This is a genomic window from Burkholderia sp. PR2 (genome assembly GCF_052372875.1).
Classification (GTDB): Bacteria; Pseudomonadota; Gammaproteobacteria; order Burkholderiales; family Burkholderiaceae; genus Burkholderia; species Burkholderia diffusa.
This window is the reverse complement of the sequence record NZ_JBQRWH010000004.1, coordinates 2,860,235-2,885,283: the sequence shown is the minus strand read 5'-3', so window position 1 is coordinate 2,885,283 and position 25,049 is coordinate 2,860,235. Positions and strand designations below refer to the sequence as shown.

21 protein-coding genes are annotated in these 25,049 nt (G+C 68.3%); 10 read left to right on the top strand and 11 right to left on the bottom strand.

Going from position 1 to position 25,049, the window contains the following annotated elements:
- Positions 1–26: 26 nt before the first annotated feature.
- On the top strand, positions 27–1,226 hold the full coding sequence (locus ACT2FV_RS30530) for an acetyl-CoA C-acyltransferase (protein WP_059607650.1): 1,200 nt from the start codon (positions 27–29) through the stop codon (positions 1,224–1,226).
- Positions 1,227–1,317: 91 nt separating this feature from the next.
- Positions 1,318–2,085 carry an enoyl-CoA hydratase gene (locus ACT2FV_RS30525; protein WP_059684354.1) on the top strand — a complete coding sequence of 256 codons (768 nt, stop codon included), beginning with the start codon at positions 1,318–1,320 and terminating at the stop codon, positions 2,083–2,085.
- 18 nt (positions 2,086–2,103) lie between these two features.
- Here the strand turns inward: ACT2FV_RS30525 and fdhD are convergent, their stop codons facing one another.
- Entirely contained in the window at positions 2,104–2,934 is an 831-nt protein-coding gene (gene fdhD / locus ACT2FV_RS30520; protein WP_444505328.1) for a formate dehydrogenase accessory sulfurtransferase FdhD, read from the bottom strand.
- Positions 2,935–3,047: 113 nt separating this feature from the next.
- Between fdhD and ACT2FV_RS30515 the strand changes: the two genes are divergently transcribed.
- Positions 3,048–3,530 carry a nitrate reductase associated protein gene (locus ACT2FV_RS30515; protein WP_059528173.1) on the top strand — a complete coding sequence of 161 codons (483 nt, stop codon included), beginning with the start codon at positions 3,048–3,050 and terminating at the stop codon, positions 3,528–3,530.
- A 46-nt stretch (positions 3,531–3,576) separates the two neighbouring features.
- Here ACT2FV_RS30515 and ACT2FV_RS30510 read toward each other — a convergent pair whose 3' ends face one another.
- Positions 3,577–3,972: an acyl-CoA thioesterase gene (locus ACT2FV_RS30510; RefSeq protein ID WP_059607646.1), complete on the bottom strand. Its 396-nt coding sequence runs from the start codon at positions 3,970–3,972 to the stop codon at positions 3,577–3,579.
- 176 nt (positions 3,973–4,148) lie between these two features.
- On the opposite strand from ACT2FV_RS30510, the gene ACT2FV_RS30505 reads away from it, so the two are divergent.
- Complete coding sequence (locus ACT2FV_RS30505) at positions 4,149–6,020, top strand: ABCB family ABC transporter ATP-binding protein/permease (RefSeq protein ID WP_444505327.1); 1,872 nt, start codon at positions 4,149–4,151, stop codon at positions 6,018–6,020.
- A gap of 210 nt (positions 6,021–6,230) precedes the next feature.
- Here ACT2FV_RS30505 and murU read toward each other — a convergent pair whose 3' ends face one another.
- Together murU and ACT2FV_RS30495 are read right to left on the bottom strand one after the other, a co-directional pair.
- Positions 6,231–6,953: an N-acetylmuramate alpha-1-phosphate uridylyltransferase MurU gene (gene murU / locus ACT2FV_RS30500; protein WP_059701714.1), complete on the bottom strand. Its 723-nt coding sequence runs from the start codon at positions 6,951–6,953 to the stop codon at positions 6,231–6,233.
- Positions 6,954–6,975: 22 nt separating this feature from the next.
- The gene (locus ACT2FV_RS30495; RefSeq protein WP_151048849.1) at positions 6,976–8,025 is read right to left on the bottom strand and encodes an aminoglycoside phosphotransferase family protein; all 1,050 of its coding nucleotides are present in this window, start codon (positions 8,023–8,025) and stop codon (positions 6,976–6,978) included.
- 223 nt (positions 8,026–8,248) lie between these two features.
- Between ACT2FV_RS30495 and ACT2FV_RS30490 the strand changes: the two genes are divergently transcribed.
- From ACT2FV_RS30490 to rsmA, 4 genes are read left to right on the top strand one after another with little or no spacing between them, the layout of a single operon-like run.
- On the top strand, positions 8,249–10,609 hold the full coding sequence (locus ACT2FV_RS30490) for an LPS-assembly protein LptD (protein WP_151048848.1): 2,361 nt from the start codon (positions 8,249–8,251) through the stop codon (positions 10,607–10,609).
- A gap of 51 nt (positions 10,610–10,660) precedes the next feature.
- On the top strand, positions 10,661–12,019 hold the full coding sequence (locus ACT2FV_RS30485; protein WP_444505326.1) for a peptidylprolyl isomerase: 1,359 nt from the start codon (positions 10,661–10,663) through the stop codon (positions 12,017–12,019).
- An 11-nt stretch (positions 12,020–12,030) separates the two neighbouring features.
- The gene (gene pdxA, locus ACT2FV_RS30480; protein ID WP_059607634.1) at positions 12,031–13,020 is read left to right on the top strand and encodes a 4-hydroxythreonine-4-phosphate dehydrogenase PdxA; all 990 of its coding nucleotides are present in this window, start codon (positions 12,031–12,033) and stop codon (positions 13,018–13,020) included.
- 55 nt (positions 13,021–13,075) lie between these two features.
- Positions 13,076–13,906 (top strand): 16S rRNA (adenine(1518)-N(6)/adenine(1519)-N(6))-dimethyltransferase RsmA, encoded by an 831-nt coding sequence (rsmA, locus tag ACT2FV_RS30475; RefSeq protein ID WP_059607632.1) that lies wholly within the window; start codon positions 13,076–13,078, stop codon positions 13,904–13,906.
- Positions 13,907–14,028: 122 nt separating this feature from the next.
- On the opposite strand, the gene ACT2FV_RS30470 is transcribed toward rsmA, so the two are convergent.
- On the bottom strand, positions 14,029–14,964 hold the full coding sequence (locus tag ACT2FV_RS30470; protein ID WP_124900929.1) for a DMT family transporter: 936 nt from the start codon (positions 14,962–14,964) through the stop codon (positions 14,029–14,031).
- 359 nt (positions 14,965–15,323) lie between these two features.
- Between ACT2FV_RS30470 and gloA the strand changes: the two genes are divergently transcribed.
- Positions 15,324–15,713 carry a lactoylglutathione lyase gene (gene gloA / locus ACT2FV_RS30465; protein ID WP_011657880.1) on the top strand — a complete coding sequence of 130 codons (390 nt, stop codon included), beginning with the start codon at positions 15,324–15,326 and terminating at the stop codon, positions 15,711–15,713.
- A gap of 108 nt (positions 15,714–15,821) precedes the next feature.
- Here gloA and ACT2FV_RS30460 read toward each other — a convergent pair whose 3' ends face one another.
- Genes ACT2FV_RS30460 through glyQ form a run of 5 tightly spaced genes read right to left on the bottom strand, consistent with a single transcriptional unit; the run spans position 15,822 to position 21,285 of the window.
- Complete coding sequence (locus ACT2FV_RS30460) at positions 15,822–16,730, bottom strand: M48 family metallopeptidase (protein ID WP_059607747.1); 909 nt, start codon at positions 16,728–16,730, stop codon at positions 15,822–15,824.
- A gap of 46 nt (positions 16,731–16,776) precedes the next feature.
- A complete protein-coding gene (locus ACT2FV_RS30455; protein ID WP_124621319.1) occupies positions 16,777–17,541 on the bottom strand; it encodes a lysophospholipid acyltransferase family protein in 765 nt (254 codons plus the stop codon).
- Positions 17,542–17,584: 43 nt separating this feature from the next.
- A complete protein-coding gene (gene gmhB, locus ACT2FV_RS30450; RefSeq protein ID WP_059528142.1) occupies positions 17,585–18,148 on the bottom strand; it encodes a D-glycero-beta-D-manno-heptose 1,7-bisphosphate 7-phosphatase in 564 nt (187 codons plus the stop codon).
- A 10-nt stretch (positions 18,149–18,158) separates the two neighbouring features.
- Complete coding sequence (gene glyS / locus ACT2FV_RS30445) at positions 18,159–20,258, bottom strand: glycine--tRNA ligase subunit beta (RefSeq protein ID WP_444505325.1); 2,100 nt, start codon at positions 20,256–20,258, stop codon at positions 18,159–18,161.
- Positions 20,259–20,280: 22 nt separating this feature from the next.
- On the bottom strand, positions 20,281–21,285 hold the full coding sequence (glyQ, locus tag ACT2FV_RS30440) for a glycine--tRNA ligase subunit alpha (RefSeq protein ID WP_082729061.1): 1,005 nt from the start codon (positions 21,283–21,285) through the stop codon (positions 20,281–20,283).
- Positions 21,286–21,630: 345 nt separating this feature from the next.
- Between glyQ and ACT2FV_RS30435 the strand changes: the two genes are divergently transcribed.
- Complete coding sequence (locus tag ACT2FV_RS30435) at positions 21,631–23,268, top strand: hypothetical protein (RefSeq protein ID WP_444505324.1); 1,638 nt, start codon at positions 21,631–21,633, stop codon at positions 23,266–23,268.
- A gap of 37 nt (positions 23,269–23,305) precedes the next feature.
- Here ACT2FV_RS30435 and lnt read toward each other — a convergent pair whose 3' ends face one another.
- Entirely contained in the window at positions 23,306–25,003 is a 1,698-nt protein-coding gene (gene lnt / locus ACT2FV_RS30430; RefSeq protein ID WP_444505323.1) for an apolipoprotein N-acyltransferase, read from the bottom strand.
- Positions 25,004–25,049: the final 46 nt, after the last annotated feature.

Below are 25,049 nucleotides of genomic sequence, written 5' to 3'. Positions count from 1 at the left end.
GCGAGCGACAAGGCAAGGAGTCTGAAATGAGCAAACAACTGCAAGACGCATACATCGTCGCCGCAAGCCGCACCCCGATCGGCAAGGCTCCGCGCGGTGTCTTCAAGAACACGCGCCCCGACGAGCTGCTGGTTCACGCGATCAAGTCGGCGGTCGCGCAGGTGCCCGGCCTCGACACGAAGGTGATCGAGGACGCGATCATCGGCTGCGCGATTCCGGAAGCCGAGCAGGGCCTGAACGTGGCCCGCATGGGCGCGCTGCTCGCGGGGCTGCCGCAGACGGTCGGCGGCGTGACGGTCAACCGCTTTTGCGCGTCGGGCATCACGGCGCTGGCGATGGCGGCGGACCGCATCCGCGTCGGCGAATCGGACGCGCTGCTCGCGGGCGGCTGCGAATCGATGAGCATGGTGCCGATGATGGGCAACAAGCCGTCGATGTCGCCGCACATCTTCGATCGCAGCGAGGATTTCGGCATTGCATACGGGATGGGCCTGACCGCCGAGCGCGTCGCCGAGCAGTGGAAGGTGAGCCGCGAAGACCAGGACGCGTTCTCGGTCGAATCGCACCGCAAGGCGCTCGCCGCCCAGCAGGCCGGCGAGTTCGGCGACGAAATCGCCGCGTACACGATCACCGAGCGTTTCCCGAACCTGGCGACGGGCGAAGTCGACGTGAAGACGCGCGAGATCAAGCTCGACGAAGGTCCGCGTGCGGATACGTCGATCGAAGGCCTCGCGAAGCTGCGCACGGTGTTCGCGAACAAGGGCTCGGTCACGGCCGGCAACAGCTCGCAGACGTCGGATGGCGCGGGTGCGCTGCTCGTCGTGTCGGAGAAGGTGCTCAAGGAATTCAACCTGACGCCGCTCGCGCGCTTCGTGAGCTTCGCGGTGCGTGGCGTGCCGCCGGAAATCATGGGCATCGGCCCGAAGGAAGCGATTCCGGCCGCGCTGAAGGCTGCCGGCCTGAAGCAGGACGATCTCGACTGGATCGAGCTGAATGAAGCGTTCGCCGCGCAATCGCTGGCGGTGATGCGCGATCTCGGCCTCGACCCGTCGAAGGTCAACCCGATGGGCGGTGCGATCGCACTCGGCCACCCGCTCGGCGCGACCGGCGCGATCCGCGCGGCGACCGTCGTGCACGGCCTGCGTCGCCGTAACCTGAAGTACGGGATGGTCACGATGTGCGTCGGCACCGGCATGGGCGCCGCGGGCATCATCGAACGCCTGTAAGCGGGGCGGGACAAGAGCGACGACGGTGCGCGGGCCACGAGCTCGCGCACCGTTTTTTCATTCCGATAGAGGAAAGTCAAAGGAGACGGTTGTGGCCGAAATTCAAGTGGAACGCGCCGACGGCGTGATGACGATCACGATCGCGCGCCCGGCGAAGAAGAACGCGCTGACGGCGGCGATGTACCAGACGATGGCCGATGCGCTCGCCGACGCGCAGGAAGACAAGGCGGTCCGCGTGATCCTGCTGCGCGGCAGCGATGGCAACTTCAGCTCGGGGAACGATCTCGAGGATTTCCTGAAGGCGCCGCCGAAGGACGAAAACGCGTCGGTATTCCAGTTTCTCGCGCGGATCAGCAGCGCGACCAAGCCGATCGTCGCGGCGGTGCCGGGCATCGCCGTTGGCGTCGGCGTGACGATGCTGCTGCACTGCGATCTCGTCTACGCGGCCGACACCGCGGCGTTCTCGCTGCCATTCGCGCAGCTCGGGCTGTGCCCGGAAGCCGCGTCGAGCGTGCTGCTGCCGCGCCTGGCCGGCCATCAGGTCGCCGCTGAAAAGCTGCTGCTCGGCGAAGCCTTCGACGCGCTGGAAGCGCACCGCATCGGCATCGTCAATCGCGTGCTGCCGGCCGCGGAGCTCGACGCATTCGCGGCGAAGCAGGCCGCGAAACTCGCGGCGCTGCCGGCGTCGTCGCTGCGCGTGACGAAGGCGCTGTTGAAGGAGACGGGAGGCGTGGCCGTTGCCGCGCGGATGAGCGAGGAGGCCGGCCATTTCTCCGCGATGCTGCGCGCGCCGGAGGCACGCGAGGCGATGACGGCGTTCTTCGAGAAGCGCAAGCCGGATTTCCGTCAGTTCGACTGACGGCGCGGCCTGACGGCATCAGGCCGTGCCGTAATCGACGTGGCCGGTTTCACGGCAGAAGCAGAGCAGCCGGAGGCCGGCCGCCTTCGCGATCTCGATCGCGAGCGACGACGGCGCGGAGATCGTCGCGACCAACGGGATTCCGACCCGCGCCGACTTGCGCACGAGTTCGTAGCTCGCGCGGCTCGACAGGAACACGAAGCCGTCGGTCGCGTCGGCGCGCGACAGCACGAGCGAGCCGATCAGCTTGTCGAGCGCGTTGTGGCGTCCGACATCCTCGAACGCCATCCGGATCGCGCCTGTTGCGTCGCACCACGCGGCCGCATGCAGGCCACCGGTGAGTCTCGTGAGCGCCTGGTGCGCCGGCAGCGCGTGGGCCGCGCGCGCGAGCGCGTCGGGCGCGAGGCGCGCGAGAAAGCCGGTATCGGGCACCCGTTCGGGCGCGAGATCGAGCAGGTCGATGCTCTCGATCCCGCACACGCCGCAGCCGGTGCGCCCCGCGAGTGCGCGGCGGCGGTCCTTCAGCGCGGCGAACGCCTGCTGGACGACCTCCAGATGCACCTCCGCGTGCGGCAGCGACGCGTCGGCGTGGAGGATCACCTCGATGTCCTTGATGTCGCTGCCGCGTTCGACGATCCCTTCCGAGATCGCGAAGCCGACCGCGAACGCCTCGAGGTCGCGCGGCGTGCACATCATCACCGCGTGCGAGATGCCGTTGAAGACCAGCGCGACCGGCCATTCCTGGCCGACGTAGTCGTGCGCGGTTTCGACGGCGCCGCCGCGCGTGCGGCGCACGGACAGCTCGATTGCGCCGCGAGGTTCTTCTGTTTCAGTCGGATTCACGAGCACTCCCGTTGATTCGAGGCAGGGCGGCGACGATCGTGTCCGCCGGTCGCGCGCAGAGGTTCTAAAATACCTCAGGCAGGCCGGCCGCGCCGGCATCCGCCACTCAGGTAACGACCATGGGACTCAGCGACGCTCCGCTGCTATTCAATTTCGAACACGATTCGTCGGAAAACCTGACGTACATCCCGATGATCGTGCGTTTCAATCTCGACCGTTTCGGTCTGCGGATTTCGCTGGAGCAGTGGCAACTGCTGCCGCTCGAGGACCGCAAGCTGCTCGCGCGCTTTCCGGCCGACGACGACACCGCGATCGAGCCCAATTTCGATCACGCGCTGTTCGAAATGCTGCGCACGCACGCCGACCTCGAACCGTCGTGGTTCCAGCCGGACGAGCAGCCGAGCTGGCGCGCGACCGATTCGGTGCCGGACGCGCTTGTGCAGCAGAGCGCGCTGGCCGGGCTGCCGGCGCCCGCGCTCGCGCAGTGGCAGCGGCTCGCGCCGTTCCAGCGGTACGTGCTGATGAAGCTGTCGCGCAAGCCGAAGCTGAACCACGATTTCCTGCCCGCGATGCGGGAGTTCGGGCTGACGGCCACGCACTGAGGCGGCCGCGGGCCGGTGGAGGGCGCCGTCGCGCGGCACTCGCCCGTCAGAGCGGCGGCAGTTGGCGCGGCTTGCGGTCAGTGCCGGTCGCGACGTAGGTGAGGGTTGCTTCGGTGACCTTCACGATTTCACCCATCAGGCGCATGCGCTGCGCGTACACCTCGACGTCGACCGTGATCGACGTGTTGCCGGTGCGCATGATGGTCGCGTAGAAGCTCAGCAGATCGCCGACGAACACCGGCTGCTTGAACACGAACGAGTTGACCGCGACCGTCGCGACGCGACCGTTCGCGCGCTGGCTCGCGGGGATCGAGCCGGCGATGTCGACCTGCGACATGATCCAGCCGCCGAACACGTCGCCGTGGACGTTCGCGTCGTGCGGTTGCGGGACGACGCGCAGCGCGGGTTGCTTTTGCGGGAGTTCGAGGGTCGAATCGGTCATGGCGGGGGCTTTCATCCTGTAATAAACATGCCGCCGCGCGCAGGCCGGCCGGCGAGGGCGCCGGCAGCGGCGCGAAGCGGCTTCTGCGACAATACAACGTTCGCAAATTGTACGAGAAAGTGACCAAGCCGGCCGCCGATGCACGCGCCTGGCGCCGCCGCCGATCCTTCCCCCCCATGCGCCGATTTCCTGCTTCCGGCGAGCCCGCGCCGGCTTCGACCGGGCCCCGCAACGACTGGCAGACCATCCGGTCGTTGCTGCCGTACCTGACCACCTACAAATGGCGCGTCGCGCTCGCGCTCGGCTGCCTGATCGGTGCGAAGGTCGCCAACCTCGGCGTGCCGGTCGTGATGAAGCGCATCGTCGACCACCTGTCCTACGTCCAGCAGATCACCGCACTCGGCCGCGCCGAACAGTCGGCCGGCATCGTGCTCGCGGGCGGCGTGGGGCTGCTGGTCGTCGCGTATGCGCTCGTGCGGCTGTCGACGTCGCTGTTCACCGAGCTGCGTGAGATCCTGTTCTCGAAGGTCACCGAGAGCGCGGTGCGCCAGCTCGCGCTGCAGGTGTTCCGGCATCTGCACGGGCTGTCGCTGCGCTTCCATCTCGAGCGCCAGACGGGCGGCATGTCGCGCGACATCGAGCGCGGCACGCGCGGCATCCAGCAGCTGATTTCGTATTCGCTGTACAGCATCCTGCCGACGCTCGTCGAGGTCGGGCTCGTGCTCGGCTTCTTCGTGGTCAAGTACGAGGCCTATTACGCCTACGTGACGTTCGCGGCGCTGGTCACCTACATCGTGTTCACGGTGAAAGTCACCAACTGGCGCACGCATTTCCGCCGCACGATGAACGAACTCGATTCGCGCGCCAACTCGCGGGCGATCGATTCGCTGATCAACTACGAGACGGTGAAGTATTTCGGCAACGAGGAGTGGGAAGCGCAGCGCTACGACGAGAACCTGAAGCGCTACCGCAAGGCCGCGATTCGTTCGCAGAATTCGCTGTCGGTGCTGAACTTCGGCCAGCAGGCGATCATCGGCACGGGGCTCGTGTTCATCCTGTGGCGCGCGACGCAGGGCGTGCTCGCGGGCAAGCTGACGCTCGGCGATCTGGTGCTGATCAACACGTTCATGCTGCAGCTGTACATTCCGCTGAACTTTCTCGGCGTCGTCTATCGCGAACTGAAGCAGAGCCTCACCGACATGGACCGCATGTTCGGGCTGCTGTCGGCCGCGAAGGAAGTGGCCGACCTGCCCGATGCGCGGCCGCTCGCGGTGGCCGGCGCGCAGGTGCGTTTCGAGCACGTGAACTTCGCATACGAGCCGGCGCGGCAGATCCTGCACGACGTGACGTTTACGATCGACGCGGGCACGACGACCGCGGTGGTCGGCCACAGCGGCTCCGGGAAGTCGACGCTGTCGCGCCTCTTGTTCCGCTTCTACGATCTCGACCGGCAGGCGGGCGGTGCGATCCGGATCGACGGCCAGGACATTCGCGACGTCACGCAGGACTCGCTGCGTGCATCGATCGGGATCGTGCCGCAGGACACCGTGCTGTTCAACGACTCGATCTACTACAACATCGCCTATGGCCGGCCGACCGCGACCCGCGACGAAGTGATCGCGGCCGCGCGCGCCGCGCACATCCACGACTTCATCGAGAGCTTGCCGAAGGGCTATGACACGCCGGTCGGCGAGCGCGGGCTCAAGCTGTCGGGCGGCGAGAAGCAGCGCGTCGCGATCGCGCGCACGCTGCTGAAGAATCCGCCGGTGCTGCTGTTCGACGAGGCGACGTCGGCGCTCGATTCGCGCTCGGAGCGTGCGATCCAGCACGAACTCGACCAGATCGCGCGGCACCGCACGACGCTCGTGATCGCGCACCGGCTGTCGACGGTCGTGCATGCGCAGCAGATTCTCGTGATGGACCACGGGCGGATCGTCGAGCGCGGCACGCACGACGAACTCGTGCGCGCGGACGGGCTGTATGCGCAGATGTGGGCGCTGCAGCAGCAGCGCGCGGCGGCGGGCGGGGAAGCGGCCGAGGCCGCGTGAGCGTGGATGCTGCGCCGGGCGGCGCGGGAACGGTGGGTTCGCCGGCCGTTCGGCATCGGGCGGCGTTGCGCCGTCACGGCCCGGCGCTGCGGCGCAGCGTTCGCGGCGTTTGATCCAGGCGCGGCCTGCCGGCGATCGACCCGGCCGTCATCGGCCTTTCGGGCCCTTGGCCGCCGCGCCGGGTGGCCCGACGGTCAGCCGCGAATCAGCTCAGCCCGCGGCGGCACGCAGCCGCGCATCCAGTTCGCCGAGCTGCGCGGGCGTGCCGACGTTCTCCCAGATACCTTCATACAATTCGCCGCTCGCGCGGCCGGCCTCGATGGTCGCCTTGAAGTACGGCGTCAGCGGCCGGTGCGTGCCGGGCACGATGTCGCGGAACATCCGCGTGTCGTACACGCCGATGCTGCCGAACGTGACACGCGGCGCGCCGGCGAGTGCCAGCCGGCCGTCGTCGCGGAGCACGAAATCGCCGTCCGGATGGAACGGCGGGTTCGGCACCATCACGAGATGCATCGCGGGCGCGTCGAGCGCGGCCATCCGCGCGGCGCGGGCGGCGAGCGTCCGGTAGTCGAATGCGCAGTACACGTCGCCCGCGACCGCCGCGAACACCGTCGGCCGACCGTCGCGCTCGAGCAGCGGCAGCGCCTGCGCGATGCCGCCGGCGGTTTCCAGCGCGTCGCCTTCGGCCGAATACGCGAGCCGCACGCCCCAGCGCGAGCCGTCGCCGAGCGTTGCCTCAAGCTGTTCGCCGAGCCACGCGTGGTTGATCACGATCGTCTCGATGCCCGCGCGCGCGAGCGCCTCGATCTGCCAGACGATCAGCGGCTTGCCGCCGACTTCGAGCAGCGGCTTCGGGCGGGTGTCGGTCAGCGGGCGCATCCGTTCGCCGCGTCCGGCGGCGAAGATCATCGCCGTGGTCAGGGTAGTGCTCATGTTCGGCTGAATGTGAGGGCGGTCAGAACGTATAGCCGACGTCGGCCGCGCCCTTGCCCTCGAGCTCGTCGAGCAGCTTCGCGAACGGCACGAGCGGGCGGTAGCGCAGCGCGACCTTGCGCGCATACGCGAGGAAGCGCGGCAGGTCGTTCAGGTAATGCGGTTTGCCGTCGCGGTAGTTGATCCGTGCGAACAGGCCGAGGATCTTGATGTGGCGCTGCAGCCCCATCCACTCGAGCTGGCGGTAGAACTCGCCGAAGTCCGGATCGACCGGCAGGCCGGCCTTCTTCGCCTTTTCCCAGTAATACGCGAAGCAGTCGAGCTCGAACTCCTCGTCCCAGCTGATGAACGCGTCGCGCAGCAGCGACACGACGTCGTACGTCAGCGGCCCGTACACGGCGTCCTGGAAGTCGAGCACGCCGGGGTTCGGCTCGCAGACCATCAGGTTGCGCGGCATGAAATCGCGCAGCATGAAGCCCTGCGGCTGCGCATGGGCGCTCGCGACCAGCAGCGCGAAGGTGCGGTCGAGCGTGCCGCGCATCGCGTCGGTGACGGGCTTGCCGAGGTGCCGGCCGACGAACCATTCGGGCAGCAGCTCCATCTCGCGGCGCAGGAATGCCTCGTCGAACGGCGGCAGCACGTCGGGCTTCGAGCTCAGCTGGAAGCGGATCAGTGCGTCGAGCGCGTCGCGCATCAGCGGGCGCGCCGCGACCGGGTCGGCCGGATCGAGCACCGAGATGTACGCCGTGCGGCCGAGGTCGGTCACGAGCATGAAGCCCGCGTCGAAATCGTGGGCCAGCACGTCCGGCACGTGGTCGCCGGCCGCGGCGAGCAACTGCGCGACCTGAACGAATTCGCGACACTTCTCGGGCGGCGGCGCGTCGACCGCGACCAGCGAGCCGCCGGGGCTCGTGGCCGATGCGAGCCGGAAATAGCGGCGGAAACTGGCGTCCGACGACGCGGGTGCGAGGGTCGACAGGTCGAGGGCGAAGCGCTCGGCGAGCGGGCGCAGCCACGCGGTCAGGGCGTCGAGACGGGCGTCGGGCTGGGATGCGGCGGATGGGGGTGTCATGAAACTCGGCGGAGGGGGGAACGTCTTGCCATATAATACCCCACGACTTTTTTGACGCGCCCCGCGTCAGCTTCCGCCGTGCAGGCCCGCCGCCTGTCGCGCCGTCCGCCCGATCGCCTCCCCGGTTTGCGCTCAGCCGCAGTCGCGGTGCGACGGCGCGGCCCGCCGTGCGCGAATGTGCCGTGCAGGTGCGGTTGACAAGGGGCGATTCGCCAAACGATAGATGCCGCCCAAACCGCTATTCCCGAATGTCTTCCCCGGTGACGGGGCGCCGCGCAAAAGGCGGCTCGCGCTCGCGCTCCTGGCCGTGCCCGGCCTCGTGCCGGCCGTGTCGTACGCGCAGCTGTCGGGTGCGGCCGCGCAGCCGCAGCCGCTCGACTCGCCGTGGGACCTGCGTCTCGCCCCGCAGCTCGAGGATCATCCGCTGAAGGACGGCGCGAAGCCGGCCACCTTCGTGATTGCCGACCATACGAGCGGCACGGCCGATCAGGACCTCGCCGCGAAGGGTTCGGCCGAGCTGCGCCGCGGCGACGCGGTCGTGAAGGCCGACGCGATCCACTACGATCAGGATACCGACATGGCCGATGCGTACGGCCAGGTCAAGGTGATCAACGGCGGCACGTCGTTCGCGGGCCCCGAGGCGCATCTGAAGGTCGAGGCGAACCAGGGCTTCATGACGGCGCCGAAGTACCACTTCAACGTGACGGGTGGGTCCGGCAGCGCGGAGCGCGTCGACCTGCTCGACAGCGAGCGCTCGGTGTTCGTCAACGGCACCTACACCGCGTGCCAGTGCTCGACGAACCCTGCGTGGTACATCAAGGGCAGCCGTTTCGACTTCGACACGGGTGCCGACGAAGGCACCGCGCGCAACGGCGTGCTGTTCTTCCAGGGCGTGCCGATCTTCGCGAGCCCGTGGATGACGTTCCCGCTGTCGGGCGAGCGGCGCAGCGGCCTCTTGCCGCCGACGTTCTCGATGAACTCGAACAACGGGTTCGAGCTGACGCTGCCGTACTACTTCAACATCGCGCCGAACCGCGACCTGACGCTCACGCCGCGCATCATTTCGCGGCGCGGCGTGCAGACCGAAGCGACGTTCCGCTATCTGTCGCCGACGTATTCGGGCACGTTTACGGCCAATTACCTGCCGGATGACCGGCTCGCTCACCGCGACCGCTACGCGATCTACTGGCAGCACCAGCAGAACTTCGGCGGCGGTTTCGGCGGCTACGTCTACTTCAACAAGGTCTCGGACAACACGTATCCCGAAGACCTTGGGTCGATGAACCAGTTCATCAACGGGACGCAGACGCTGTACCAGCAGGAAGCCGGGCTCACGTACAACAACGGCCCGTGGTCGGTGCTCGCGCGCTACCAGCACTGGCAGACGCTGCCGCCGTCGATCGCGCCGTACAGCCGCGAACCGCAGTTGAACGTGAAGTACACGAAGTACAACGTCGGCGGCTTCGACTTCGGCGCGGAAGCCGACTATTCGCGGTTCCGCATCACGACCGCCGATGCGACCGAAGGCGACCGGATCGTCTTCAACCCGTACATCGCGTACGGCGTGTACGGCCCCGGCTACTTCGTCGTGCCGAAGGTCCAATATCACTTCGCGTCGTACGACCTGAACTACCTGTCGTCGAGCACGCCGAACAACCCGAAGCGCTTCACCGAGTCGATCCCGACCGTGAGCTTCGACACGGGCCTGATCTTCGACCGCTCGGTGCGCCTGTTCGGCCAGGACTTCATCCAGACCCTCGAGCCGCGCCTGTACTACGTGTACACGCCGTATCGCGACCAGTCGAACGCGCCGCTGTTCGACACGGCGGAATCGGACTTCGGCCTCGCGGAGATCTACCAGCCGAACACGTTCGTCGGCAACGACCGGATCGCGGACGCGAACCGGATCACGGCCGGCCTGACGTCGCGCTTCATCGATCCGCGCACCGGTGACGAACGCGCGCGCTTCGTGGTCGCGCAGCAGTACTATTTCGCCGACCAGCGCGTCACGCTGAACTCCGGCCAGAGCGCCGTGCTGGCGCGCCACTCGGACTTGATCGTCGGCGCCGCGCTGAAACTCGGCTCCGGCTTCATGTCGGAGACGGCGTTCCAGTACAACCAGAACAACAACCAGCTCGTGAAGTCGAGCGTCGGTTTCGGTTTCAGCCCGGGCGAGCGCCGCGTGATCAACGTCGGCTACCGCTATACGCGCGCGAACACGACGCTCGACAACCAGCCGATCAACCAGTTCCTGGTGTCCGCGCAATGGCCGCTCACGCGACGTCTGTATGCGATCGGCCGCTTCAACTACGACCTGGCCGCCGACCGGATCGTCGACGGTCTGCTCGGCTTACAATACGACGCGGATTGCTGGGCGCTCGGGGTCGGTGTCCAGCGGTACGCAAACGGCGTGAACACATCGGGGCAGCAGAATTCGTCGACGCGAGTCATGATGCAACTGACGTTGAAGGGGCTCTCGAGCGTCGACAATGGTCTCGTGGCCGCATTCCGCGCCGGGGTGCCGGGCTACACGCCGCTGCCGTCCACGCCGCCGCCGATGTCCCGCTTCAGCAACTACGAGTAACGCCGGCTTGTCTGCACCGGTCAGCACGATTTCAATGGAGTATCAGTGGCAATGAAGAAAACCCTTCGTTTCGCGGCAGTCGTGTCCAGCCTCGCCGCGTCCGCCGCGCTGCTCGCCGCCGCGCCGGCCGCGGCGCAGGCGCTCGGTTCGCAAGGTGCGCAGCTCGCCGACGAAGTCGTCGCGGTCGTCAACAACGACGTGATCACGGGCCGCGAACTCGACCAGCGCGTCGGCCTGATCTCGCGCCGGCTGCAGCAGCAGAACGCGCCCGTGCCGCCGGCCGACCAGCTGCGCGCGCAGGTGCTGAACCAGATGGTGCTCGAACGCATCCAGGTGCAGAAGGCCAAGGACGACGGGATCCGCATCGACGACGCGACCGTGCAGTCCACGTTGCAGCGCCTTGCGCAGGCGAACGGGATGACGCTCGAGCAGTACCGCGCGCGGATCGTGGCGCAAGGCGTGCCCTGGAGCGTGTTCACGAGCGACGCCCGCACCGAGCTGATGCTGTCGAAGCTGCGCGAGCGCGAGGTCGACGGCAAGATCACCGTGTCGGACGCCGAGGTCGCGAACTACATCGCGAGCCAGCGCGGGCCGAACGCATCGCAGCAGCAGGACCTGCGCTTCCAGCACATCTTCATCAAGGCACCGACCAACGCGCCGCAGGCCGACATCGAAGTCGCACAGAAGAAGGCTGAGGCGCTGCTGCAGCAGGCCACGTCGGGCGCCGATTTCGAGAAGCTCGCGAAGAACAATTCGGAAGCGAATGACGCGAAGAAGGGCGGCGATCTCGGCTTCAAGGCGCCGGGCGCGCTGCCGGCCGACGTCGTCGAAGCCGCATCGAAGCTGCGCCCGGGCCAGGTCAACCCGACGCTGATCCGCGTGCCGGACGGCTTCGAGATCGTGCGCCTCGTCGACCGCCGCCAGAGCCAGGGCGCGACCGCCGCGGCACCGAAGATCGTCCAGACGCACGTGCGCCACATCCTGTTGCGCGTCGGCGAAGGCAAGTCGGAAGGCCAGGCGCGCCAGCAGCTGCAGGACATCCGCCGCCAGGTCGAGGCGGGCGGCGATTTCGCGAAGTTCGCACGCACTTACTCGCAGGACGGTTCGGCGTCGCAAGGCGGCGATCTCGGCTGGATCAGCCCGGGCGAGACCGTGCCGGAATTCGAGCGCGCGATGAACAATCTGCAGGACGGCCAGATCAGCCAGCCGATTCGTACCGAATACGGCTACCACCTGATCCAGGTGATCGGGCGCCGCGAGGCGGAAGGCTCGGTGCAGCAGCAGATGGATATCGCGCGCCAGGCGATCGGCCAGCGCAAGGCCGAGCAGGCGTACGCCGACTGGCTGCGCGAATTGCGCGATTCGTCGTACGTGCAGTATAAGATCGGCGGCGTCGGACCGGCGAACTGAGCGAGCTTCACATGACGGCATCCGCGCTGCAGATCGCGATCACGACCGGCGAACCCGCGGGTGTCGGCCCGGAGCTGACCGTGCAGGCGTTGCAGGATGCCGCGCGGCGCTGGCCGGGCGCGCATTTCACCGTGCTCGGCGATGCCGCGCTGCTCGACGCGCGCGCGGCGGCGGTCAATGCCGACCGTGCGCTGCTCGCCGGCGGCGGTCCGGTGTCGGTCGAGCATCATCCGCTCGCCGTGCCCGCGCAGGCCGGCAAGCTCGATGCGGCCAACGGCCGCTACGTGCTCGCGCTGCTCGATGCCGCGATCGACGGCGCGATGGCGGGCCGGTTCGACGCGATCGTCACCGCGCCGCTGCAGAAGAGCACGATCAACGATGCCGGCGTGCCGTTTACCGGCCATACCGAATACCTTGCGGAACGCACGCACACGCCACGCGTCGTGATGATGCTGGCGGGCACGGGCGAGCGGCCGCTGCGCGTCGCGCTCGCGACCACGCACCTGCCGCTGAAGGACGTGTCGGCCGCGCTGACGATCGACGGGCTCGTCGAGACGCTGGCGATCGTCGATCGCGACCTGCGGCGCGACTTCGGCCTCGCGGCGCCGCGCATCCTTGTGACGGGGCTGAACCCGCACGCGGGCGAGAACGGCTATCTCGGGCGCGAGGAGATCGACGTGATCTCGCCGGCGCTCGCGCGCGCGCAAGCGCGGGGCATCGACGCGCGCGGCCCGTATCCGGCCGACACGCTGTTCCAGCCGCGCCATCTCGAGGATGCCGATTGCGTGCTCGCGATGTTCCACGATCAGGGCTTGCCCGTGCTGAAGTATGCGACCTTCGGCGAGGGCATCAACGTCACGCTCGGGCTGCCGATCATCCGCACGTCGGTCGATCACGGCACCGCGCTGGATCTGGCCGGCACGGGCCGCGCGGATCCGGGCAGCATGGTCGCCGCGCTCGACACGGCCGTCACGATGGCGCGCCATCGCCGCGCGGCCTGACGCGCACGGCCCCAGGCCTCACTTCATTCGTCGTATTTTTCGTTTTTCTCAGTCGATGTCGAACAGCAGACAGCACCAAGGCCACTTCGCGCGCAAGCGCTTCGGGCAGAACTTCCTCGTCGATCACGGCGTGATCGACTCGATCGTCGCGACGATCGGTCCCGCGCGCGGCCAGCGAATGGTCGAGATCGGCCCCGGCCTCGGTGCGCTGACCGAGCCCCTGATCGCGCGTCTCGCGACGCCCGAGTCGCCGCTGCATGCGGTCGAGCTCGACCGCGACCTGATCGGTCGTCTGCAGCAGCGCTTCGGTGCGCTGCTGGAGCTGCACGCGGGCGATGCGCTCGCGTTCGACTTCGGCTCGCTCGCGGCACCCGGTGACAAGCCGTCGCTGCGGATCGTCGGCAACCTGCCGTACAACATTTCCAGCCCGCTGCTGTTTCACCTGATGACGTTTGCCGGTGTGGTCATCGACCAGCATTTCATGCTGCAGAACGAGGTCGTCGAACGGATGGTCGCGGAGCCGGGCACGAAGGCGTTCTCGCGGCTGTCGGTGATGCTGCAGTACCGCTACGTGATGGAGAAGATGCTCGACGTGCCGCCGGAGTCGTTCCAGCCGCCGCCGAAGGTCGATTCGGCGATCGTCCGGATGATTCCGTACGAGCCGCACGAACTGCCGGACGTCGATCCCGTGCTGCTCGGCGAAGTGGTCACGGCTGCGTTCTCGCAGCGTCGGAAGATGCTGCGCAACACGCTCGGCGACTACCGCGAGACGATCGATTTCGACGGGCTCGGCTTCGACCTCGCGCGACGCGCGGAGGATGTGAGCGTGGCCGAATATGTCGGCGTCGCGCAGGCGCTTGCGAAGGTGCGCAAGGCCGCGGAGTAGCAGGATCATGCGGGCAACGCGCGTGGTGCCCGCCGGCTCGAGATTCATGAGGCTGCCCTGACGGGCAGCCTTTTTGTTTTTCCGTGCCGCTCGCGTCGAGGCCGGACCGCGGCCGGGCGGCGTTACGCGCGCCCGCGCGGCGGCGCGTTGACGAGCGCGATCCCGGTCAGCACCAGCGCGGCCGCGGACATGAAGCGCCAGCCGACCGACTCGCCGAGCAGCAGCACGCCGAACGCGACGCCGAACAATGGCGACAGGAACGTGAACACCGACAGCCGCGACGCGCTGTAGCGCGTCAGCAGCCAGAACCACGACAGATAGCTGACGAACGCGACGATCACCGACTGATACGCGAGGCTTGCGAGCGCGATCGGCGTGACCTGAGCGAACGACGTCTGGCCGAGCAGCGCGGCGAGCGCGATCAGCACGACGGCCGACACTGTGAGCTGGTAGAACAGCGTCTTGCTCGCGCTGGTCCGCGCGAGCGACGTCGAGCGCACGACGACCGTCGTGGCAGCCCACATCGCGCCGCCGAGGATGCCGAGCGCGTCACCGGCCAGCCCTGCCAGCACCGATGCGCCGGGCGCGCGCGGCTTGAGGAAGCCGTCCGCGAACGCGAGCGCGATGCCGGCGAACGCGAGGCCGACACCGGCCCACTGGACGCGCTGCAGCCGCTCGCCCGGCGCGAACAGGTGCAGGCCGAGCGCCGTGAAGCACGGTGCCGTGTAAAGGAAGATCGCCATGTGCGACGCGCTCGTCAGCGTCAGCCCCAGGAAAACGCAGACGAACTCGCCGGCGAACAGCGCACCGGCCGCGATGCCCGCGCCGAGTGTGCCGTCCGCGCGGAACAGCGGCGTGCCGCGCGAGCGGGCCCAGCCCCACAGCAGGAGCGCGGCGATCACCGAGCGCAGCCCGGCCTGGAACATCGGCGGGATCGCAGCGTTCGTGCTCTTGATCGCGACCTGCTGGAAGCCCCAGATCGCGCACAGCAGCAGCATCACACCGATGGCGCGCGTGTCGAGCGCGCGGCGCGCGTGTGTGCCGGCGAGCGCGGTCATCGGCGGACCTCGCCGATGCGGCGGGAAGGGGGCACGGGCATGGGCAGCGGCGGACGGATGTCGCGTCCGGCGCGCTCGATTCGGCGATTTCGCACGGCAGGCTGTGTGGCTGAATGAGGGGGTGGTCGCGTTCAAGCGGCGGACGGCATGCCCGCTTTTGGTGCGAGGTGAGAGGATGTTACCCGATCGGTGGACTTGCCGGGGGCCGTCGGATCCGGTGATCACTGCCGCCGCACGGCATCGGGCTCGCCGTCCGGAAGCCCGGTATCGGCCGAGGGCGGACGGGGCCGCCGGCGGCGGGATTCACCCGACTCCGGTAGAATTTCCGCTTCTGGAAAGTCCCCACAGGAGTACAACACATGCGTTTGCTGCATACGATGCTGCGAGTCGGCGATCTCGACCGCTCGATCAAGTTCTACACCGAATTGCTCGGCATGAAGCTGCTGCGTCGCGAGGATTATCCGGAAGGCAAGTTCACGCTCGCGTTCGTCGGCTATGAGGCCGAAAGCACGGGCACCGTGATCGAGCTGACCCATAACTGGGATACGCCGTCCTACGATCTCGGCAACGGCTTCGGCCACCTGGCGGTGGAAGTCGACGACGCGTACGCGGCCTGCGACAAGATCAAGGCGCAAGGCGGCAAGGTGACTCGCGAAGCGGGCCCGATGAAGCACGGCACGACCGTGATCGCATTCGTCGAGGATCCGGACGGCTACAAGATCGAGTTCATCCAGAAGAAGGCGCACTGAGCGCGGGATGAGCGGCGCGCGACGCACGATGGGCGTGGCGGGCAAGGAAAACGGGCGATGCGGAGGGATCCGCATCGCCCGTTCGTATTTTCGGTGCGGCCGATCGCGTTACAGCGACGGCAGCAGCTCGGGCGGGTGATGCTTGAGCGTGTGCCGCGCTTCGCGGAATTCCGGGAAGATCGATTCGACGGTGTGCCAGAAGGCCGGGCTGTGGTTCATTTCGCGCAGGTGCGACAGCTCGTGCGCGACGACGTAGTCGATGATCGACATCGGGAAGTGGATCAGCCGCCAGTTCAGCCGGATCTTGCCGTCGCTCGAGCAACTGCCCCAGCGCGTCGCGGCCGACGACAGCGCGTACATCGAATACGTGACGCCGAGCTTTTCCGCATAGACGACGAGGCGCTCGCCGAAGATTCGCTTCGCTTCGCCCTGCAGCCAGCCCTGCACGCGATCCTTGATCTGCTGCATGTCGGCTTGTGCGGGCAGCGGCAGCGACAGCCGCTGCGCATCGGCATCGAATGCGGCCGCACCGGCGCCGAGCGCGATCGTGATCGTCTTGCCGAGATACGGGAGTTGCGCGCCGTCGCGCCAGTCGATCTGCGGCAGCGCGCGCTGCTCGGTGCGGGTTTTCCACTCCGCGAGCTTCGCGAAGATCCAGCGCTGCTTCTCGGCGATGGCGGCTTCGATGTCGGCGAGCGTGACCCAGCGCGGCGCGGTGATCGACAGCCCGCTGCCGTCGATCGTGAAGCCGATCGTGCGGCGCGCGGAGCGTTTCAGCCGATATTCGAGCACACGGCTGTCGAGTGCGAACGTGCGGACGCGGGAGCGATCGGGCGCGGGGCCCGGATCGAGCGGCGCCGTGGGCACCGCGGGAGCCGCAGCCGCTTCAGGCGACGAGGGTGGTGCGGCGGGCGCCGACGGTGCCGGCGAGGCCGCCGGCCCGTCGAAGAGCGGCAGGTCCATCTGGCGATGATCGAGGGCCACGACGGCAGGCCGTGGCCGCGGACGCTTTTTCATCAGTTCGCTTCGTTTCGTCGTTCGCAACGGCTGCAATCCGGGTGATTCAGACGCGCGCGGCATCGCGCGCGCCGGCACTGCCCGACTGGCGATAGGCTTCGGGATCGATGCGGCGCATTTCCGCTTCGATCCATGCTTCGACCTGCGAGTTCAATACGTCGGGCGTCTTGCCGTCGACGGGAATCGGCTTGCCGATCGACACGGTGACGACGCCCGGGAATTTCGTGAACGAATTGCGCGGCCACACGCGACCTGCATTGTGCGCGATCGGCACGACCGGCGTGCCGGTTTCGATCGCGAAGCGCGCGCCGCCCGTCTTGTACTTGCCCTGCTTGCCGACCGGCGTGCGCGTGCCTTCCGGGAACATGATCATCCAGGCGCCTTCCGACAGGCGCTTCTTGCCCTGGCGGATCACCGACGTGAACGCGTTCTTGCCTTCCTTGCGGTTGATGTTGACCATATGCAGCAGCCCGAGCGCCCAGCCGAAGAACGGCACGTACAGCAGTTCGCGCTTGAACACATAGCAGAGCGGCTTCGGCATCAGCGCCGGAAACGCGAGCGTCTCCCACGCGGACTGGTGCTTCGACAGCAGCACGGCCGGGCCGTCGGGCAGGTTTTCCATCCCTTCGATCCGGTAGCGGATGCCGTTCAGCCAGCGCACGACCCACAGCGTCGATTTGCACCAGCCGGCCGCCATCCAGTAGCGCGCGTCGGGACGCATGAACGGGAACGCGATGAAGCACGCGGTGGCGTAAGGCACCGTGTATACGATGAAGTAGATCAGCAGCAGCAGGGAGCGGACGAAGCGCATCGGCGTGGGTTTGACAGTAGGGAGGATGCGCGCGGCAGCCGCATCACTCGTGTTCGTGTGAAAGGAAGTCGAGCGCGAATGCGCGCAGGTCGTCGTGGACCTTCGTGCCGTCCGGCAGATTCCCCGCGGCGAGCGTCTTCTTGCCCTTGCCGGTCAGCACGAGGTGCGGCTTGAAGCCGACCGCGACGCCGGCCTGCAGGTCGCGCAGGGAATCGCCGACGGCCGGCGTGTGACCGGGGTCGACCTCGAAGCGCTCCGCGATCATCTGCATCATGCCGGGCTTTGGCTTGCGGCAGTCGCAGTGGTCTTCCGACACGTGCGGGCAGAAGAACACCGCGTCGATGCGCGCGCCGACGGCGGCCGCCGCGCGATGCATCTTCAGGTGCATCGCGTTGAGCGCGGCCATGTCGAACAGCCCGCGGCCGATGCCGGACTGGTTGGTCGCGACGACCACGCGATAGCCTGCGTGGTTGAGTCGTGCGATCGCCTCGAGGCTGCCGGGCAGCGCGATCCACTCGTCGGGCGTCTTGATGAACGCGTCCGAATCGACGTTGATCACGCCGTCCCGGTCGAGGACGACGAGCTTGCGGTTGGGGCTGGTCGGCATCGTTCGGCCCTTATGCGGCGAGCTTCGAGATGTCGGCGACGCAGTTCATCTGCTGATGCAGCGCGGACAGCAGCGCGAGACGGTTCGCGCGCAGCGCGGGATCCTCGGCGTTGACCATCACGTCGTTGAAGAACGTGTCGACCGGCGCGCGCAGCGCCGCGAGCGCCGACAGCGCGCCCGTGTACTCACGCGCCTCGAGCTGCGACTGCACGCGCGGCGTCACGGCCGCGAGCTGTTCGTGCAGCGCCTTTTCGGCGGCCTCGACGAGCAGCGTCGGCTGCACCGCACCGTTCGCGCCGCCTTCCGACTTCTTCAGGATGTTCGAGATCCGCTTGTTCGCGGCCGCGAGCGCTTCGGCTTCCGCGAGGCGCGTGAATTCGCGCACCGCGTCGAGGCGTGCGACGAGATCGTCGACGCGCGTCGGGTTCAGGCTCAGCACCGCGTCGACTTCGCCTGCCGAGTAGCCGCGTTCGCGCAGCAGGCCGCGCAGCCGGTCCATGAAGAACGCGAAGATCGCATCGGTCGATTCGGCGACGCCCGGCACGCCTTCGAAGCGTGCGTGCGCCGTGCGCAGCAGCGAGACGAGATCGAGCGGCAGTTGCTTCTCGACCAGCAGGCGCAGCACGCCGAGCGCGTGACGGCGCAGCGCGAACGGATCCTTCTCGCCGGTCGGCGCGAGGCCGATGCCCCAGATGCCGACGATCGTCTCGAGCTTGTCGGCCAGCGCGACGGCGGTGGACACCGGCGTGGTCGGCAGCGCGTCGCCGGAGAAGCGCGGCTGGTAGTGCTCGGCGCAGGCGAGCGCGACGTCGTCGGCTTCGCCGTCGTGGCGCGCGTAGTACGTGCCCATCGTGCCCTGCAGTTCCGGGAACTCGCCGACCATGTCGGTCAGCAGGTCGGCCTTCGCGAGGCGCGCGGCGCGCTTCGCGTGCGTGGCGTCGGCACCGATCGCGGGCGCGATCTCGCCGGCCAGCACTTCGAGGCGCTCGACGCGCGCGAGCGCCGAACCGAGCTTGTTGTGATAGACGACGTTCGCGAGCAGCGGCACGCGCTCGGCGAGCGGCTTCTTCTTGTCCTGCTCGAAGAAGAATTTCGCGTCGGCGAGGCGCGGGCGCACGACGCGCTCGTTGCCTTCGACGATCTCGCCCGGCGTGGTCGTCTCGATGTTCGACACGATCAGGAAGCGCGAGCGCAGCTTGCCGGCGATGTCGGTCAGCGCGAAATACTTCTGGTTCGTCTGCATCGTGAGGATCAGGCATTCCTGCGGAACCTGCAGGAATTCGTCCTCGAAGCGGCACGGGTACACGACCGGCCATTCGACCAGCGACGTCACTTCGTCGAGCAGCGATTCGGGCATCACGACGGTGTCGCCGTTCGCGTGCTCGTTCAGCTGCGTGCGGATCGTTTCGCGGCGATCGGCGAAGTGCGCGATCACGCGGCCCTTGTCGCGCAGCGTGTCGGCGTAGGCGCGCGCATGCTGGATCGCGACGAGGCCGTCGGACAGGAAGCGGTGGCCGAGCGTGGTGTCGCCGGCGTCGACGCCGAACGCGGTAACGGGCACGATCCGATCGTCGTGCAGGACGGTCAGGCGGTGCACCGGGCGCACGAACTTCACGTCGGAGCCGTCCGGACGCTGATAGGTCATGACCTTCGGGATCGGCAGCTTCTCGAGCGTTTCGTCGAGCGCGGCCTGCAGCCCGTCGGCGAGCGTCGCGCCGGCGGCCGAGTAGTTGACGAAGAATGCTTCGGCCTTGCCGTCCTGCGCGCGCTCGAGATCGGCGATCGACAGGTTCGGATGGCCGAGCGCCGCGAGCTTCTTCGCGAGCGGGGCGGTCGGCTTTCCTTCGGCGTCGAGCGCGACCGACACGGGCAGGACCTTTTCGCGGACCTGCTTTTCAGGCGCGACGGCGCGCACGTTCTGCACGACGACCGCGAGGCGGCGCGGTGTGGCGTAGCGTTCGAATACGAGTTCGCCTTCGATGAGGTCGCGCGCCGCGAGGCGTTGCGCAAGACCTTCGGCGAATGCGTCGCCGAGGCGCGCGAGGGCCTTCGGCGGCAGCTCTTCGGTCAGCAGTTCGACGAGCAGGGGGGCGGGATGATTGTGCGTCATGTCTGGAATAAATCTCGTCTCGTCAGTCCTGATCGATCTTGCGTTCGACCTTGAGCGGCGGCGCCCATGCCGGCTGGGCGGCGTCCTGGGCGTCGGTGGTGAGGCCCGGCACGCCCGGCGGGTTGCCGAGCATCGGGAAGCCGAGCTTCTCGCGCGAGTCGTAGTAAGCCTGCGCGACGAGACGCGACAGCGCGCGGATGCGGCCGATGTACGCCGCGCGCTCGGTGACCGAGATCGCGCCGCGCGCATCGAGCAGGTTGAACGTGTGGCCGGCCTTCAGCACGAGTTCGTACGCGGGCAGCGCGAGCTGCGCGTCGATCATCTTCTTCGCTTCCGCTTCGTAGCTGTTGAAGAACGTGAACAGCAGGTCGACGTTCGCGTGCTCGAAGTTGTAGGTCGACTGCTCGACCTCGTTCTGGTGGTAGACGTCGCCGTACGACAGGCGGCGCAGCTCGGGGCCGTTCGGGCCGTGCTCTTCCCACTCGGTCCACACGAGGTCGTACACGTTCTCGACCTTCTGCAGGTACATCGCGAGGCGCTCGAGGCCGTAGGTGATCTCGCCGAGCACCGGCTTGCAGTCGAGGCCGCCGACCTGCTGGAAATACGTGAACTGCGTGACTTCCATCCCGTTCAGCCACACTTCCCAGCCGAGGCCCCACGCGCCGAGCGTCGGGTTCTCCCAGTCGTCCTCGACGAAGCGCACGTCGTTCTGCTGCAGGTCGAAGCCGAGCGCTTCCAGCGAGCCGAGGTACAGGTCGAGGATGTTTTCCGGCGCCGGCTTGAGCACGACCTGGTACTGGTAGTAATGCTGCAGGCGGTTCGGGTTCTCGCCATAGCGGCCGTCCTTCGGGCGGCGCGACGGCTGCACGTAAGCGGCGCGCCACGGCTCGGGGCCGACCGCGCGCAGGAACGTGTGAACGTGCGACGTGCCCGCGCCGACTTCCATGTCGATGGGCTGGAGCAGGGCGCAACCCTGCTTGTCCCAGTAGGACTGCAGCGTCAGGATGATTTGCTGAAACGTAAGCATGAAGAGCCTTCGTGGCGCTGGCGCTCCGTTGCGGGCGGCGCTCCGGGCGGGGCCCGGAGGGTCGGCTCGCGCGGCGGCGCGGCTTGTTAGTGTGCTGAAACGTGCAATTTTACCGGATCGGCGGGCGGATGCGGCTGGAACGCGGACGAAGGTGCCGCCGGCGGCGTTCCGGCGAGCCGTGCGCAGCCTGTGCGCGGCTCGCCCGTATGCGCGGTGTGTGCGCGCGTGCGGCGTCGCGATGCGCTTGTTGCACTGCCTGCCGCGCCGCTTTGCGAGGGCGTTAAGATGCGCGTATCGCGGTGCGCGCGACGCCTGCCGCGCGACCGATTTTCCACTCCGGACCGCATGGACGATTCGAACGATCTCCTCATTCCACTGATGCCGCCGCTGCTCGCGCTGCTCGGGCAGGCCGCCGACGCGCAAGCGCGCGGCGAGCACGACGCATACGCACGCTGGCTCGCCGCCGCCGGCCATCTGCACGCAGTCGACATGGCAGCGCTCTCGCAGCTCACCGTGACGCTCGTGGCGCGGCAGCGCACGGCCGACGCGCTCGCGCTGGCCGAGTGCGCGGCGCGCATTCATCCGGACGCCGGTGGCCATTTCAATCATGGCTACGCCCTGCAGATGCTCGGTCGTCACGCGGATGCCGTCGCGCCGTACCGCGCCGCCTATGCGCTCGATCCACGCTGGCCGTCGCTGCGCAACAACCTGGCGATCGCGCTGCGGCTGTCGGGCGGCGACCGCCGCGAGGAAATCGCGCTGCTCGACGCGGCCGTGGAAGCCGACCCGCACGACGTGCAGGCGTGGATCAACCTGATCGTCGCGCGGCTCGCGACGCTCGACCTCGACGGCGCGCTCGCCTGTGCGGCACGGCTTGCAGAGATCGCGCCGGACAATGCGCTCGCGTCGAACAACATCGCGATGGCGATGAAGGAGGCGCAGCGCTGGGACGACGCCGAGCGCTACGCGGCGCGCGCGTGCGAGCTGGCGCCCGACGACGCGTCGTTCCGTTTCAACCTCGCGATCATCCAGCTCGTGCGCGGCAATTACGCGGCGGGCTGGCGCGGCCACGAAGCACGCTGGGACGGCGCTGGCGAGCTGCGCGGCCAGCGGCCGGTGCTGCCCGGCCCGCGCTGGCAGGGCGAGCCGCTCGCGGGCAAGACGCTGCTCGTCTGGGGCGAGCAGGGGCTCGGCGACGTGCTGCAGTTCGCGCGCTTCGTCGCGCCGCTCGCCGAGCGCGTGCACCGCGAGGGCGGCCGTCTCGCGTGGAACACGTTTCCGCAGGTGGGCACGCTGATGCGGCGCAGTCTCGGCGCACATGCGGACGCGTTCAGCGTGGGCGGCGGCGTCGACGCGCTGCCTGCCTTCGACTATGAAGTGCCGCTCATCGGCCTGCCGCTGATGCTCGGGATGGAGACGTCGACGCTCGGCGCGTCGGTGCCGTACCTGCATGCCGATCCGCACGCGCGCGACGCCTGGCGGGCGCGGCTCGCGGGCGACGGCCGGCTGAAGGTCGGGCTCGTGTGGACGGGCAGCGCGGGGCACCAGCGTAATCCGTTCCGGCGCGTCGGGCTCGAGCGCTATGCCGATGCGTTTCGCGGCATCGACGGCGTCGCGTTCCACTCGCTGCAGCCGGGTGCGGAAGCGGATGTCGCCGCGGCGCGCGCAGCCGGTTTCGCGATCGAGGACTTTACCGCCGAACTGAAGAGTTTCGATGATACGGCCGCCTTCATCGGCGCGCTGGATCTGGTGATCACGGTGTGCACGTCGGTCGCGCACCTGTCGGGCGCGCTCGGCGCGCGCACCTGGGTGTTGCTCGACGTGAATCCGCACTGGCCGTGGCTGCTCGAGCGCACCGACAGCCCGTGGTATCCGACCGCGACGCTGTACCGGCAGCCGACGTTCGGCGCATGGGCGCCGGTGATGGAGACACTCGGGCGGGATCTCCGCGGCCTGGCTGCGGACGTGAGGCGCAGGGGCTGAGCGGCCGCCGCACCGCGTGCGACGGCCGCTCGATGCGTCAGGCGTTCCGGTCGTCGCCGGCCTTCGCGCCGTTGCGGCGGCGCAGGCCCGGCCCGAACGTGAAGCCGAACGCGAGCAGTACCAGCGACACAGCGAGCACGATGTTGTTGCCGCTCGTCACGTAAGGCGTGAAGCCGCTCGTGCCTTCGATGCGCACGTCGAGCGAGCCGATCGTGAACGGCTTGAGCTGGCCGAGCACGCGGCCGTGCGCGTCGATCGCGGCCGTCATCCCCGTGTTGGTCGAGCGCAGCATCGGCCGGCCCGTTTCGAGCGCGCGCATCCGCGCGATCTGCAGATGCTGGTCGAGCGCGATCGTGTCGCCGAACCACGCGAGGTTCGTCACGTTGACGAGCACACCGGGCGGCTGCGGGTTGTCGCGGATCGTCGCGGCGATTTCCTCGCCGAACAAGTCCTCGTAGCAGATGTCGGCCATCACCGGCTGGTTGTGCACGAGGAACGGCTTCTGCACCGGCGCGCCGCGCGCGAAGTCGCCGAGCGGCATCTTCATCAGGTCGACGAACCACCGGAAGCCCCACGGGATGAATTCGCCGAAGGGCACGAGATGGTGCTTGTCGTAGTGATAGATGTCGCGCGAATGCGGCGTCACGCCGTACAGGCTGTTCGTGTAATCGACGTAATGACCGTCCGGCGTCACCGACGCGCCGACCGCGCCGAACAGCACGGCCGAGCCCGTCGTGTCGCTGAACTTGCGGATCGCGACGGCGAACGGTTCGGGCAGCTCCTGGATCATCACCGCGATCGCGGTCTCCGGCGTGACGATCAGGTCGGCGGGCTTCTCGACGATCATCTGCGTGTACATCTTGATCGCCGCGTCGATGCCTTCCTGCTCGAACTTGATGTCCTGCTTCACGTTGCCCTGCAGCAGCCGCACCGTGAGCGGCGCGTTCGCGGGCACGGTCCACGTGGCCTGCGACAGCCCGAGGCCGGCCGCGACGAGCGCGACGGCGATGCCGGCCGGCGCGACGACGCGCACGCGCGCGTTGCCGGCACCGCCGGATTCCGATTCAAATTCGGACGACCGGCGGCCGGCGACGAGCGCCTGCACGACCAGCGCGGCGAACAGCGCGAGCACCCAGGCGACCCCGTACACACCGACGACCGGCGCGAAGCCCGCGAACGGGCCGTCGACCTGCGGATAGCCGCTCGCGAGCCACGGAAAGCCGGTGAACACGGTGCCGCGCAGCCATTCGCCGAGCGCCCATGCGCTCGCGAAGGCGAACGCGCCGTGCCAGCTCGGCGAGAACGGCCGCGGATCGGGTGCGCGGCGATGCCACGCATGGCCCGCGCAGAACGACCAGAGCCCCGCCGAGAACGCCGGGTACAGCGACAGGTAGAGCGAGAACAGCACCAGCGCGCCGCCCGCGAGCGGCGCGGCCATCTCGCCGTACACGTGCATGCTGATGTACAGCCACCAGATGCCGCTGATGAAGTTGCCGAAGCCGAACGCGCCGCCGGTGAGCGCGGCGCCGCGCCAGCTCGACGTGCGCGTCAGCTGCGCGAAAAACCAGACGAATACGGCGAGCTGCAGCCAGCCGCCGTGCGGGGTCGGTGCGAAGCTGAGCGTATTGGCCGCACCGGCGAGCAGTGCGGCCGGATAGTGCCAGCGCGGCAGCGTGCGGCCGGGGGCCGGCGCGAAAAGGCCGCCAGCCGGGCGAGACGGGATCGGATCGTCCATGTGAAGCGAAAGAGGGCGAGCGGTTGAAGGAGACGCGGCCGGCGCG